This is a genomic window from Nocardia cyriacigeorgica NBRC 100375 (assembly GCF_000308555.1).
In the GTDB taxonomy this organism is placed as follows: Bacteria; Actinomycetota; Actinomycetes; order Mycobacteriales; family Mycobacteriaceae; genus Nocardia; species Nocardia cyriacigeorgica.
The window spans coordinates 1-13,145 of sequence record NZ_BAFY01000050.1; the positions used below are offsets into that span (position 1 = coordinate 1).

Annotated in this window: 14 protein-coding genes and 1 pseudogene; 12 read left to right on the plus strand and 3 right to left on the minus strand. The window is 66.7% G+C overall.

Annotated elements, in window-relative coordinates; translation table 11 throughout:
* The 4 genes and pseudogenes from RJ05_RS04425 to glmM all read left to right on the plus strand — a co-directional run.
* Positions 1 to 653 (plus strand): annotated as a pseudogene (locus RJ05_RS04425) (hypothetical protein); the annotation flags it as partial.
* A 168-nt stretch (positions 654 to 821) separates the two neighbouring features.
* Positions 822 to 1,265: a 50S ribosomal protein L13 gene (rplM, locus tag RJ05_RS04430; protein WP_036533407.1), complete on the plus strand. Its 444-nt coding sequence runs from the start codon at positions 822 to 824 to the stop codon at positions 1,263 to 1,265.
* Positions 1,262 to 1,777 carry a 30S ribosomal protein S9 gene (gene rpsI / locus RJ05_RS04435; protein WP_014349188.1) on the plus strand — a complete coding sequence of 172 codons (516 nt, stop codon included), beginning with the start codon at positions 1,262 to 1,264 and terminating at the stop codon, positions 1,775 to 1,777. The genes rplM and rpsI overlap by 4 nt, the downstream gene beginning before the upstream one ends.
* Positions 1,778 to 1,963: 186 nt before the next feature.
* A complete protein-coding gene (gene glmM / locus RJ05_RS04440; RefSeq protein ID WP_036533409.1) occupies positions 1,964 to 3,337 on the plus strand; it encodes a phosphoglucosamine mutase in 1,374 nt (457 codons plus the stop codon).
* A gap of 27 nt (positions 3,338 to 3,364) precedes the next feature.
* Here the strand turns inward: glmM and RJ05_RS04445 are convergent, their stop codons facing one another.
* Positions 3,365 to 3,826: a hypothetical protein gene (locus RJ05_RS04445; protein WP_051016232.1), complete on the minus strand. Its 462-nt coding sequence runs from the start codon at positions 3,824 to 3,826 to the stop codon at positions 3,365 to 3,367.
* 167 nt (positions 3,827 to 3,993) lie between these two features.
* Here RJ05_RS04445 and RJ05_RS29200 point away from each other — a divergent pair, with 167 nt between their 5' ends.
* The 8 genes from RJ05_RS29200 to RJ05_RS29805 all read left to right on the plus strand — a co-directional run bounded on the left by RJ05_RS29200 (position 3,994) and on the right by RJ05_RS29805 (position 9,463).
* Positions 3,994 to 4,470: a hypothetical protein gene (locus tag RJ05_RS29200; protein WP_138445723.1), complete on the plus strand. Its 477-nt coding sequence runs from the start codon at positions 3,994 to 3,996 to the stop codon at positions 4,468 to 4,470.
* Positions 4,467 to 4,667: a DUF6186 family protein gene (locus RJ05_RS04455; protein ID WP_036533410.1), complete on the plus strand. Its 201-nt coding sequence runs from the start codon at positions 4,467 to 4,469 to the stop codon at positions 4,665 to 4,667. Before RJ05_RS29200 ends, RJ05_RS04455 begins: the two co-directional genes overlap by 4 nt.
* Positions 4,668 to 4,850: 183 nt before the next feature.
* Positions 4,851 to 5,438, plus strand: coding sequence for a DUF3558 domain-containing protein (locus tag RJ05_RS04460; protein ID WP_036533411.1), 588 nt, complete (start codon positions 4,851 to 4,853; stop codon positions 5,436 to 5,438).
* 34 nt (positions 5,439 to 5,472) lie between these two features.
* Positions 5,473 to 5,922 carry a hypothetical protein gene (locus RJ05_RS04465; RefSeq protein ID WP_036533413.1) on the plus strand — a complete coding sequence of 150 codons (450 nt, stop codon included), beginning with the start codon at positions 5,473 to 5,475 and terminating at the stop codon, positions 5,920 to 5,922.
* 89 nt (positions 5,923 to 6,011) lie between these two features.
* Entirely contained in the window at positions 6,012 to 7,157 is a 1,146-nt protein-coding gene (locus RJ05_RS30500; protein ID WP_156090795.1) for a hypothetical protein, read from the plus strand.
* Positions 7,158 to 7,278: 121 nt separating this feature from the next.
* Positions 7,279 to 8,058 (plus strand): ESX secretion-associated protein EspG, encoded by a 780-nt coding sequence (locus tag RJ05_RS04475; RefSeq protein ID WP_036533414.1) that lies wholly within the window; start codon positions 7,279 to 7,281, stop codon positions 8,056 to 8,058.
* Positions 8,059 to 8,375: 317 nt separating this feature from the next.
* A complete protein-coding gene (locus RJ05_RS04480; protein WP_036533415.1) occupies positions 8,376 to 9,260 on the plus strand; it encodes a helix-turn-helix domain-containing protein in 885 nt (294 codons plus the stop codon).
* Positions 9,257 to 9,463 (plus strand): DUF397 domain-containing protein, encoded by a 207-nt coding sequence (locus RJ05_RS29805; RefSeq protein ID WP_081597167.1) that lies wholly within the window; start codon positions 9,257 to 9,259, stop codon positions 9,461 to 9,463. The genes RJ05_RS04480 and RJ05_RS29805 overlap by 4 nt, the downstream gene beginning before the upstream one ends.
* A 136-nt stretch (positions 9,464 to 9,599) precedes the next feature.
* On the opposite strand, the gene RJ05_RS04485 is transcribed toward RJ05_RS29805, so the two are convergent.
* Both RJ05_RS04485 and RJ05_RS04490 read right to left on the minus strand, forming a co-directional pair.
* Entirely contained in the window at positions 9,600 to 11,288 is a 1,689-nt protein-coding gene (locus RJ05_RS04485; RefSeq protein ID WP_036533417.1) for a serine/threonine-protein kinase, read from the minus strand.
* An 82-nt stretch (positions 11,289 to 11,370) separates the two neighbouring features.
* Positions 11,371 to 13,011, minus strand: coding sequence for an ABC-F family ATP-binding cassette domain-containing protein (locus RJ05_RS04490; RefSeq protein WP_036533456.1), 1,641 nt, complete (start codon positions 13,009 to 13,011; stop codon positions 11,371 to 11,373).
* Positions 13,012 to 13,145: the final 134 nt, after the last annotated feature.

The following is a 13,145-nucleotide window of genomic DNA, read 5'->3' on the forward strand; positions in this document are numbered from 1 at the left end:
ATCCGGAGCCCGGCGGCAGGCCTGCCCCGCCCGGGCCGCCGCCGTCGCGCCCGGCGCCGCCGCAGCATCCGCAGGCCGCCCGCCCGCCGCAGCAACCACCGGGTGCGCAACGTCCACCGATGCAGCAGCGGCCGACACCGCCGCCGAACCCGCAGATGCGGGAACGGCCGCCGATGGCCGAGGGCGGGGGGCGTCACAGCGCGGAGGCCGCCGCGAGCCGGTTCACCCGTCCGCCGGAAGTTGGCGGTGCGCCCGCGCCGTACGCGCGGCCTGCCGGCGAATCCGCCGCCGCGTCGTCGCCGAGCCGAGATCATGCCGATGATCACGACCACCTCGACCGCAAGGGCAAGGTGTGGGACAAGATGAAGGGAAACCTGTTCGGAGCCCAGGCGGCGGCCGGTGCGGTCGCGCTCGTGGCGTTCGCGATGTCGTCGGAGGCGGGGGCGGCCGAGCTCGCCGCGGCCGCGGGCACCAGCGCGGCACCGGTGGCCTGCTCGCTCACCCCGGAAGCGATCTTGGAACCGCCGTCGGGCATCTCCACGGTGCGCGGCACCCTCCCGGGCGAATGCGAGCAACCCGGCGTCAACACCCTGCGCTACCTGGTGCCGGGTCCGCCGGGAGCAGCCGACTTCGGGCCACCGCTCGAGATCTGAGCCACCGCGGCGGCCCACGCGCACGCTCCGGTTTCGCCGCACCCATACCCGACTGGTATCGTGGCCAGCTGGTGTGTGGCATGCCGAGGCCCGGGTCTCAACCGGCCGCCGGGAACGACCTCGACCACGCACCTGGCCGGCAGCACCGACGACAGACAGGGAAGCACTGTGCCTACGTACAGCCCGAAGGCTGGTGACGTGACCCGCAAGTGGTACGTCATCGACGCCACTGACGTAGTGCTCGGCCGTCTTGCCGTTCAGGCAGCGAATCTGCTGCGTGGCAAGCACAAGCCGACCTACGCTCCGCACGTCGATGGTGGCGATTTCGTCATCATCATCAACGCTGACAAGGTTGCCATCAGCGGCAACAAGAAGCAGGACAAGCTCATCCACCACCACTCCGGGCATCCGGGCGGCCTCAAGTCGCGCACTGTCGGTCAGGTGCTGGAGTCGCGGCCCGATCGTCTCGTGGAGAAGGCCGTCAAGGGCATGATCCCGAAGAACAAGCTCGGTAACGCGATCGCGGGCAAGCTGAAGGTCTACGCGGGCCCGAACCACCCGCACGCCGCCCAGCAGCCCGTTCCGTTCGAGATCAAGCAGGTGGCCCAGTGACCGCTCCCGAGGAATTCAACGAGGAATACACCGTCGAGGACACCACCGTCGAGGTGGTCGAGGACGGTGCCGGTTACGAAGAGGCCGGCTACGACTCCGAGGCGACCTACAGCCCGGTCGTCATCGACCGTCCGGTGCAGACCGTCGGCCGCCGCAAGGAAGCCGTCGTCCGCGTCCGGCTGCTGCCGGGCACCGGCAACTTCGTGCTCAACGGCCGCACCATCGAGGACTACTTCCCGAACAAGGTGCACCAGCAGCTGGTGAAGTCGCCGCTGGTCACCGTCGAGCGCACCGAGAGCTTCGACGTGCACGCTCGCCTGGTCGGCGGTGGCCCGTCGGGCCAGGCCGGCGCGCTGCGCCTGGCCATCGCCCGTGCGCTGATCGAGGTCACCCCCGAGGATCGTCCCGCCCTGAAGCGGGCCGGCTTCCTGACTCGTGACCCGCGCGCCACCGAGCGTAAGAAGTACGGTCTGAAGAAGGCCCGTAAGGCGCCTCAGTACTCGAAGCGCTGATTTTCGCATCGTCGACTGCCCGCTTCCGGCACCCTGCTGGTGCCGGAAGCGGTACGGTCGGCGCGGCACCTGTACGAGAGCAGGCTTCCAGCATCGCTGGGCGCCTGCTCTCGTGCTGTATGGAAGTGCGGCGTTCGCGGGGTGGGGTCGCGGACGCGGCAGGATGCATCGATCGAGGGACGAGGTATGGGACGTCTGTTCGGCACCGATGGGGTTCGCGGACTGGCCAACGAGTCGCTGACGCCGGAGTTGGCGCTGCGTGTGTCCGGCGCCGCGGCACAGATTCTGAGTCGAGGCAAGAAGCGCGCGCTGGCCGTCGTCGGGCGTGATCCGCGGGCCAGCGGAGAGATGCTGGAGGCGGCCGTCACCGCGGGGCTCACCGCCGCCGGGGTCGATGTGCTGTCGGTCGGCGTGCTGCCGACGCCCGCCGTCGCCTACCTCACCGGCCTCTACGACGCATGCCTCGGCGTGATGATCTCCGCCTCGCATAATCCCATGCCGGACAACGGGATCAAGATCTTCGCCGCCGGTGGGCGCAAACTCGACGACGCGATCGAGGACCGGATCGAGGCGCTGATGAACGAGCCTCCGGTGCGGCCGACCGGCGCCGGGATCGGCCGGGTCCTCGGCTCGACCGGGGTGCGCGATCACGGGTTCGCCATTCCCGACCAGTACAGCGTCGCCGGAACGCACGAGCGCTACGTCGAGCATCTGGTGGAGGCCACCGGGCAGGAACTCAACGGCCTGACCGTGGTGGTCGACTGCGCGCACGGCGCCGCCTCCGAGGTGGGCCCGGCCGCGTACCGGGAAGCGGGCGCGAATGTCATCGCGATCAACGCCGACCCCGACGGCCTCAACATCAACGACGGCTGCGGCTCCACCCACCTCGACCAGGTCCGGCGCGCGGTTCGCGAACACGGCGCCGACCTCGGGCTGGCCCACGACGGCGACGCCGACCGCTGCCTGGCCGTCGATGCCGCTGGCAACGTCGTCGACGGCGACGCCATCCTCGCCATCCTCGCGCTTGCCATGCGCGATGCCGGCGAGCTCGCCGAGAACACCCTGGTCGCCACCGTAATGAGTAACCTCGGCCTGCACATCGCCATGCGCGAAGCCGGAATCACCGTACGCACCACCGCCGTCGGCGATCGCTACGTGCTCGAAGAGTTGCGCCGCGGCCACTTCACCCTCGGCGGCGAACAGTCCGGCCACGTCGTTCTCCCGGCCCACGGCACCACCGGCGACGGCATCCTCACCGGCCTCAAACTCATGGCCCGCATGGCCGCGACCGGCCGCACCCTGGCCGACCTGGCGTCGGTATTGCAGACCGTGCCGCAGATTCTGGTGAATGTGCCGGTCAGCGACAAGGCCGCCGTGATGGCCGCGACCGACGTCCTCGACGCCGTCGCCGAAGCCGAACGCGCGCTCGCCGATTCCGGCCGAGTCCTGCTGCGGCCCAGCGGAACCGAGCAACTCATCCGGGTGATGGTGGAAGCCACCGACCTGGCCCGCGCCGAGCAGTTGGCCGAGGATCTCGCCAAACGAGTCGCCGCGGTCTGAGGTTTCCTCAGCACTGGCCGGGGTTCGTCAGAACTGGCCGGCCAGGAAGCCGGTGAACAGCACCAGAAAGCCGCCGATCTCCCCGGCGATGAGGGCCAGCATCGATAGCCGCATGCTCAGGTCGATGTCGCCGCGGAATTGGTTGGTGGTGTCGCGGCGGTATCCGTGCCAGGCGTAGGTGGCGATGGCGCCGGCGAAGAATGCGAGCACGATCGCGTCCGCCGCCAGATTCACCGCCGTCGGCCACGCGCTGAGCTCGGTGAAGACGGCGAGGACCAGGCCGGCGAAGGCGTACATGAGCGCGGCCCGGTGCGCGATGTCGACGTAGATGTGCGCGGCTCCGTCGGGTGAGGTGCGGATGCCGTGGTACTTCCAGGTGCCCAGGACCAGCGCCGAAAGGAAGATCAGGCCCGTGGCGAGAAGCGTCAGCCGCGTGTCGAGACCCAACGCGAACTCCGCCTCCGCGCCGTGTGCCAGGACCAGCCGCATACCTTCGGTGCTACTCACGCCCTCAACCTAGCGGGCGGGTGCTGTGGCCCGATGCGTCCGGCCCGGCTGCTCACGGCAGAGGGCCCGCATTGCGATCCGGGGCCCAGCGCGGACGAAGATCGTCGGCCTGGGGCCGATGTCGGTTCTTCAGCCGTATCCTGCGAGCTATGGCCGCTGAGCCGTCATCTGCCCGGCGCCCGGCCCTCGGGCGCGCTGTGGTGCCGGTGTGCCTGGTCGGACTGGCTCTCATCGGCGCGCTGACGTCACCGTTTCACTGGTCCTCGGCCACGATGGTCGCCGCCGTCGCCATCGTCGCGGCAGTGTTGGCGTTGTGCCCGTCCCGTTTCCTACCGTGGGCCAGGCCGGGCGATAACGGCGTCGGCGGGACACCCCGTCCCGCGATGCGCGGTTCCGCGTCGAAATCAGCCGCACTCCGCAGGGGCCTGATCGCTTGGTCCTTGCTTCTCGTCGCGCTGCTCGCCTGGCAGGGGTATGCCTATCTGCGGCAACCGGATCGGTCGATCGCTCACGACGACTATCCGACCCTGTCGACCTTGCTGGATCCACTGCTCGAACAGGGCCCCGTCCGGTACGCGGGCTGGCTGGCCTGGCTCGCGGCCGGCTGGTGGCTGGTACGGCGATGAGCGAAAGAGCCGTCCTCATCACCGGTTTCGCGATCCTCCTAGGAATCGCGCTGACTCTCACGCTGATAGCGCACCTACGCCGCGACACCCTCGCCCCACTCGGCGCCGTAGTAGCCTTCGCCTTGCGTACGAGAACCGCCCGCCTGCTGACTCTCCCGCTGTGGATTTGGCTCGGCTGGCATTTCCTGGCCCGGTGAAACCTGCGGGCTGATCGCCGGCGTGACCGGAAAAGCTGCCTTCGGCCGGCGCACCCGACTTTGCCTGCGCGCCTGTTGCCAGCTGGACCGGTGCCCGATACCGTCATCGGTAGTTTTCGCGGGGGCGGAGGAGCCGGTCCGGGCCCAGCGGCGGCATGTATCGGGCATCGGCGAAGGGGATTGATGAACATCATGCGCAAGTCGGCGTATGCCGCAGCGGCCGGTCTGAGTGCTGTATTGGTGCTGGCGGGGTGTGGGTCGTCCACGGAGGGGACGGCGGAGCCGACGGGGGGGTCGGCCGGTACGTCAGCGGCTGAACAGACGATTGCGGAGGACGTGCCAAGCGGGTTCGCGCCATGCACAGACATCCCGCAGGAGGTCCTGGATTCAGAGGGGCTGCGTTCTACGGGCGGGGAATCGTCCAAGGACAACATGCAGCGCGGCAAGGTGAAGTGGCAGGGGTGCCGATGGGTGGTCTCCGATGGCTACGGCGCGGGCATCAGCGCGACGAACCTCACTCTCGACATGGTTCGTGAAAAGGCCAACCCCGGTAGCCAGGAGGGCACTGTCAGCGGCCGCACCGTGCTGTATGCACCCGATACTGCTGGCGATACAACGCAATGTCGACTGAATGCGCAGATGCAAGGCGGGAGCCTCGAGTTCTCGGTTAATAACCCGACGTCCGGTCGAAAGACGGGGCACGAGAACGCATGCGACATTGCGCTCCGGCTGGCTGGAAAGGTGCTGCCGTTGGTTCCGGCGGGGGCATGAGGATGCGTATCAGTTCAGGACTCGGGGAGGGGCAATGACTCAGGATGGTAAACGTCCGATGCAGGACATAATCGACGCCGCCAAGGATGGACAGGTATCGCTATCGTTCAATGAGAGCATCCGCGTCAACGCTGAAGAGTTCGTTTACATCGAGCGTGACTGCGAAGCAATGAAGAACAAGATTCGAGATCTGCAAACGCTAGCTAAAGACATTTCTGGGCGTCAAAAGTGGGGCCTCGGCGAAGGTGTTGAGTGGATCAAGACCGGCGGGACCTTGGTGTCGTGGTTCCGCGGCAAGGCGGAAGGAGATCCGAGCGGAAACACCGTGCATGCGATCCTGGAACGCCACTACCAAATAGTCGACAGTATTCAAGAACTTCATCGCACAATAGCTGAACGATATCAGCAGACTGACAGTTCGTTCGCGGCCGAGTACAACCAAGCGCAGGCCTCGATTCCGCACGGTCTACAGGGGAAGAAATGACCGGATTCACATTCGAGGACGAACGAATCCGTGATCCGGAGAACCCCGGAGCGCACTCGCACGCTACCCTTCGGAGCACTTTCGAAGGGATGGATCCTACCGAGGCCAACGCGGCAAAGGACCAGTACGCGGCGATCGCAAAAGATTGGGACGACACTGTCACAGTGTTCGCCGCCCGGATACGACGATCGAGCGAATCAGCGTGGGACGGCCCCGCGGCGCAAGCGGCCCGGCAGGCAATCTCCGATTACGCCAGCGACGCACTGGCTCTGACTCCAGCGCTGAACGCATTGAGTTCTCGAGTCAGCGAGATGGTGAATGCGGTCAGCGAGACCAAGAAGAACATGCCCGAGTACTCCGACGACCCTCAGTCGCCGCTGAATCCGGGCGACTGGTTCGACGGAGACCACGAGGGTGACCTGGAGCGGGAGGCTCAGAATCTCGTCCGCACTTCATACACAGACGCGGCCCGGATCACCGACAAGCTGATTCCGTCGTTGCCGCAGCCGCGGGATCCGGTGGCACTCGGGGACGTGCCACCGGGAGAGTGGAAAAAGGGCGGCGGCGACGGTGGTGGCGATGGCAGCGGGGGCGGCGGTAACGGTGGTGGCGACACCGGCGGCGGTATAGGCGGCGACGACAACGGTGGCGGGGATACCGGCGAGGAAGTGCAGCCCGGTACCGAGGAACAGACCGAGGACGAGACCACCGAGGACTCCACCACGGACGACACCACGACGCCGTCCTCGACGGATCCCACGTCCACAACGCCGGCGAGTACGGTGCCGAGCAGCTCGGCTTCGAGCCCCACGACCTCTGCCTCTTCGACCTCAGGGTTGCCAGGGTCGGGCGGCGGATTCCCCGGCGCAGGCGGTTCGGGCGGTTCGGGCGGTTCTTCGGGTTCGAGCGGCCTGCCAGGGTCTGGTATTCCCGGGGCCGGGCGCAGCCTCGCCGGAAATCCGATGGTGACCGGTGTTCCCGCCGCTGCGGGCGCAGGAGGTTCGGGGGCCGCCGGCGCTGGTGCTGGACGCTCCGGCATGCCGATGATGGGTGCACCAGGGGCGGGGCGCGGCAGCGGAGGCGAAAACGAGACCGACCGCAAGACGCCCGACTACCTTGTCAACGAGGAAAACGCGCGGGAGCTGCTCGGCGATGAGCCCCGCACGATTCCCGGTGGCGTGCTCGGCGCGGACATCCCCGCCGCCCGGCCTGCGGATGGCCCGCCTCGAACATGACCCGATAACCGGTGCGTCCGCACTGGGCTCGGCAGGGATCGCACGCCAGACGATGTGATGAAGGTGCCCCCGCTCACCGCACCCACACCGAATTACGCACGAATGAAACGGATTTGACCGAATGGCCTGGACATGGGAGCCGGACACCTTTGCCGCCCTCTGGTTCGACGAGGGTAACGACCGGATGCCCACGCCGCTGCGTTACCGCAGTCGATTCCCTACCCTCGGCGGGTATGAGGCGCATTGTGCCGCTGTTCACGCCAAGTACACCGGTGACGAGCGTGAGCGTATCGATCTGCTGAAACACACCGTTGCGAACTGTGACATGCGGGTGGAGATCTTCTTCGGCTCGACAGCGCATCGGGGTGGGGACGGTCGTACCCGCAAGGACCTGCGCATCGTCGGTGCGCGCAACTACTCTTACGCGGCCGTACTGAGCCAGACTGCAATCGGCGAAGAGTTCGGCGATATTCGCGCTCAACTGATTCGTTCCGACCAACTTCCCGCGGCTCTCACTGCCTCGATACCGCCATGTCCGCCTGGCCGCGAACGGCCCGCCACATTCGATGTGCGGGATATCGAATCCGGTTCCGGGAACGGGTACTTCGGCGATGACGTCCGTAGTCGAGAACGCGAACGCTTCGATCGGCTGGCACGGCGCCCTGCCGACGGTGGTGGAAATGCCATCCTCCGGCTCGGCAACTTTCATGCCGCGCCCAGTCGCTTCCGTGCGATGCAGTGGTACGACATCTCCGCCGACGGTCGCTACCTGGAGGAGCGCAACCGGACTCACCTCGATGTCCGCCCCGCCAATCCGCAGGACTTCACGAGCGCCTTCACTCGGTGGATCGAGGATGGTGTCCGGGTGCTGCGCGAACAGGAAGAAGACTCCTACTTCTGATCGCGTCGTCTCACCGTTCCGTTCCGATTCGGCGGGGTCGATGGCGGACCTTCGCTACACGAGACCTCCTGCATGGTCGGGCTCCGATCGAGCTCTGGGATAAGGGCTTTCGTCCTGCGCCGATGCTGCTACATTGAGTTCGGATTCTTCAGGGGCGGCATCGGCACGCATCAGCGAACCATCTGTCCCGGGGTGATGTGAACGGACTGCGGCCGAGCGGCCGTGATCGCGCAAAAGCCCAGCATTTCTCCCGCGGCAGTGCCCTTGCTCTACCCGTTTTGCGGGTCGACTGGCCCGCCCTCGATGGGGAGGACTCCATGCAGGACACCGGATCCAATGTGCCGCGACGACGGCTCGGGCATTACTTGATGGACTGGCGAACGCGCGCCGGGCTGAGCCTGCGGCAGGCGGCTGAGCTACTCGGGATCGGACAGACCACTCTGTACCGGTTGGAACACGGACAGAACGACAAGGTCAACATCGGCCACGTCGAGGCGGCGTGTGAGCTCTACGGGGTTCCAGAAGGACTGGTCGCCGCATTCACCGGGCTCGGCAAGCAGAAGAACGTGAAGAGCTGGTGGCATGAGTTCGGCGATCTGATCCCGAGGGACTTCGACGTGTATTTCGGGCTGGAGTCTGCGGCAACCAAAATCACTACCTTTCAGCCCGAGCTGGTACCAGGACTGTTTCAGACCGCTGACTACGTGCGTGCTTTGAACGTGGTGGCCATGCCGAACGCCAGCGACCAGCTACAGGATGCCTGGGTACAGCTGAAGCTGAAACGTCAGCACGTCGTCACGCGCAAGCGCCAGCCGGTCACTGTGAATGCTGTCATCGGCGAGAGTGCGTTGCGCAGGATAAACGGCAGCCCGAGAGTGATGGCAATGCAACTGAAGAAGCTTGCCGACATGTCGACACTTCCGAACGTAGAGCTGCTCGTGTTGCCGTTCAGCGCGGGGTTTCCTGCCGGGATGTCAGTCGGCCCGTGCGTGATTCTGGATTTCGGCACAAGTGCGGTAAACAGGCCCGTCGAGCCATCCGTCGTCTTCATCGAAGGAAGTACGGTGGGCAATCTGTATCTGGAGAAGCCTGCGGACGTCGCGTGTTACCGTCAAACGTACGACCGCATCCGTGCGCGATCGCTGGATGCAGTGACCAGCAGGGGCCTGCTACGGCAGGTAGCGAAGGAGTACTTGGCATGACATCCGATCCAACATCTGCCGAGTGGTTCAAAAGCAGTTACAGCCAGGGCACGGGCGAGTGCGTAGAAGTCGCATTCCTCCCGAGCGACCGGGTCGGCGTTCGTGACTCCAAGAATCCGGCAGGCGGCATGCTCACCTTCGCCCCGAGCGATTGGCAAGCATTCACTGCTGGGATCGCCGACGGCAGGTTCGACCGTAGCTGAGTGCAGCCGCTTGACGTGAGTCCCCGAGTCTCCGGCGAGGGGACGCACGCAGCGGCCATCACGTCATTGCCGGCTCGCCGTCGGTCGTGAGGCACCCGTCGGGGTCGAGGTGGCCGACGGCGGGCACGGCCCGCCCTCAGTCGATCGGCAGCTTCTTCCACCAGTCGAGCAGCTGATCCATCGACGGATCATTGCTCGCGCCGAGGCCGTAGGAGTAGATCAGCAGGTTCTCACGCTTCGGGTCGTTCGGGAAGATCGTCGCGATTCGGGGAGAAGAAGTGGGTTCGGAGCCCGCCTTGACGTTGGAGTACTGTCTGCCGTTGTTGTTGAGGTCTTGTTCGACGGGGCTCGCCCCGAGGCCCTGGATGACCTGCTGGACTTCGGATGCCGACTTGTACCGGAAGACTCGCATCTGCGGCCAGCGGATGATGTCTTCCGGGATCATGTAGCTGCCGGCGTAGTAGCAATCCCAGTAGGCGGTCGGCTTCCCCATGTCCGGGGCGGCACCGTGGATGAAGGTCCAGTGGAGCCGGCTGCGGTCGTTCATCACGGTGGCGCTGCAACCCATGTCGCCGAACCCGCGGCCCTGCGCCCAGGTCTGTCCCGCCGGAACCTCACCTGGTGGAAGCAAGTTCGGGAAGGCGAGTCGCATTTCCTCGATATCACGCTGGGGTGGAGTGGTATCGCGGTTGGCGATCGCCACCCACGTTCCGATGCCGGCGACAACAGCGATGATCAGCATCATGCTGAGACCGATCCACAACCCGACGTATGAACGGCGGCGCGGGCGCATCGGGGGATAGGCGAACGCGCCCGGTGGGATCGGGCTCTGCTGCGGTGGGTGGCCGTGGATGTGCTGCGGGAAGCTCGGATGCCCTGGGCCGATGGCCGGCGTGCCGGGTATCGACGGCGCCGAGGCATGCGGCGCGGGGCCCGGTGCCGCCGACGCGTTCGGTGCCGATGGATACGGGATATGCGGTGCTGATCGATGCGGGCTTTCACCGGCCAACGCGCGCCGAGCCGCCTCCGCGAACTCGGAACAGGAGGCGAACCGGTCGGCCGGGCGTTTCGCCATCGCCCGGGCCAGCACGGCATCGAGGGCCGGGGGAAGCCCGGCACGAGCCGTCGACACCGGCGGCGGTTGCCGTTGCAGGTGGCCCTGGATGACGGTGGCCGGATGCGTGGATTCGTACGGCGCGGAACCGGTCAGCAGCCAGTACAGCGTGCATGCCAGCGAGTACTGATCGGACCGGCCGTCCATGTCCGCGCCGGTGAGCTGTTCCGGGGACGCGTACGCGAGTGTGGCCGTGAACGTGCCGGTTTGGGTGAGCCGGTTGGCTTCGCCGGCGATGCGGGCGATCCCGAAATCGGTGAGGAAGACACGTTCCTGGCCGTTGCCGCCGTTGGCGAGCAGGATGTTCGCGGGTTTGACGTCGCGGTGCAGCACGCCTCTGCTGTGCGCGAAGTCGAGTGCCTTGGCGGTTTCGGCGACGATCTGGACGGCACGCGTCGGGGGCAGCGTGCGCGGGTCGACGGTCGCCGCGTCGACGCCGTCGACGTAATGCATCGAGATCCACAGCCTGCCGTCGTCGGCGCCGCGGTCGTAGACGGCGACGATATTGGGGTGGTCGAGTTGCGCGACCAGGTCGGCCTCGCGTTCGAACCTGGCCCGGAGTTCCTTGTCGGAGAACAGTTCCTCGTTCAGCAGTTTCAGTGCGATACGGCGCGGCAGGCGCGGGTGCCGGGCCAGGTAGACCGCTCCCATCCCGCCTCGACCCAGTTGCCGGTCGATCGTATAGCCGGCGAAGACCTCACCCTCACGCATCCAGCTCGCCTTCCCCCGTCCGATCGGTCGACCGGGTCGATACTAGGACGTGTGCCATTCGCCGGCAGCTCGGGTCGCACCCTCACCCCTCGGACAACAGGCCGTCGGCCAGATGCCAGCGGCGGGTGGCGCGAACCGAGTCGAGCATGCGGCGGTCGTGCGTGATCAGCAGCATGGTGCCGGTGAACGAGTCGATGGCCTGCTCGAGCTGTTCGATGGCGGGGAGGTCGAGGTGGTTGGTGGGCTCGTCGAGGACGAGCAAGTTGACGCCACGCGCCTGGAGCAAAGCCAGTGCGGCCCTGGTGCGTTCGCCGGGAGACAAGGTCTCGCAGGGGCGGCCGACGTGCGGGCCGCGTAGACCGAATTTGGCGAGGAGGGTGCGCACGTCGGCGTCGGGCCAGTCGGGCATTTCGGTTCCGAAGGTGTGCGCGAGTGGGGACTCGCCGCGGAAGAGGCCGCGGGCTTGGTCGACCTCGCCGATTTCGACGCCCGACCCGAGCGACGCGGATCCGCTGTCGGGCAGCGACTTTCCCAGCAGCAGGGAGATCAGCGTCGACTTGCCCGCGCCGTTCGCGCCGGTGAGCACGATACGGTCGGCCCAGTCGATCTGCGTGGTGATCGGGCCGAGCCGGAAATCTCCGCGACACACGGTCGCTTCGGACAGGGTGGCGACCACCGAGCCGCTGCGTGGTGCGGCGGCGATCGTCATCCGCAGCTCCCACTCCTTGCGCGGCTCCTCGACCACCTCGAGTCGCTCGATGCGGCGCTGGGTCTGCCTGGCCTTCGCCGCCTGTTTCTCGGTGGACTCCGCGCGCATCTTGCGGCCGGCCTTATCGGAATCGGTGCGGGACTTGCGGCGTGCGTTGCGGACACCGTGTTCGAGCCAATTGCGCTGCATTTGGGCGCGCGCTTCGAGATTCGCCTTGGTGTCGGCGAATTCCTCGTAGGCTTCGCGGGCATGCCTGCGGGCGATCTCGCGTTCGGCGAGGAAAGCCTCGTAGCCGCCGTCGTAGACATCGACCCGTTGCTGCGGAAGATCCAGCTCGACGATCCGATTCACCGTGCGGGCCAAGAATTCCCGATCGTGGCTGATCACCATGAGCGGAACCCGGACGCCGGTGACGAACTGCTCCAAGCGGGCCAAACCGTCCAGATCCAGGTCGTTCGTCGGTTCGTCCAGCAGCAGGATGTCGAAGCGGGACAACAAGACCGAGGCCAAACCCGCACGCGCGGCCTGACCGCCGGACAAGGCCGTCATCGGGGTGTCGAGGCCATTGGGCAGGCTGTCGGTCAAGCCGAGTTCGCCGGCCACCTCCAGTGCCCGTTGATCCAGATCGGCGCCGCCGAGGGCGAGCCAGTGTTCGAGGGCGGGTGAGTATTCGTCGTCGCCGCCGTCGGCCAGACGTTCCGCGGCGGCGTCCATGATCTGCTGCGCGGCCGTCACGCCGGTTCTGCGGCCGAGGAATTCGAGCACCGTCTCACCGGGGATGCGTTCGGGTTCCTGTGCGAGATAGCCGATCGTCGCGTCCGGCGGGCTGAGCGTGATGGAGCCCGACGCGGCCCTGCGGTCGGCCAGCATGCGCAGCAAGGTCGATTTACCCGCGCCGTTCACGCCGACCAGGCCGATCACATCGCCCGGCGCGAGCGTCAGGTCCAGGCCGCTGAACAAGGTGCGTTCGCCGTGTTCGGCGGACAGGCCGCGCGCGTGCAGAGTGGTGCTCACCTGCACGAGTGTGCCGTGTGTCGGTGGACACCCTGAGTCCGGGCCCTGCGGAAATCAGGGTGGGTATCAGTACCGGGACCGATGCCACGACGGCCGGATTCGCGGACAGTGGATGGGGAAGCGATCGACACGAG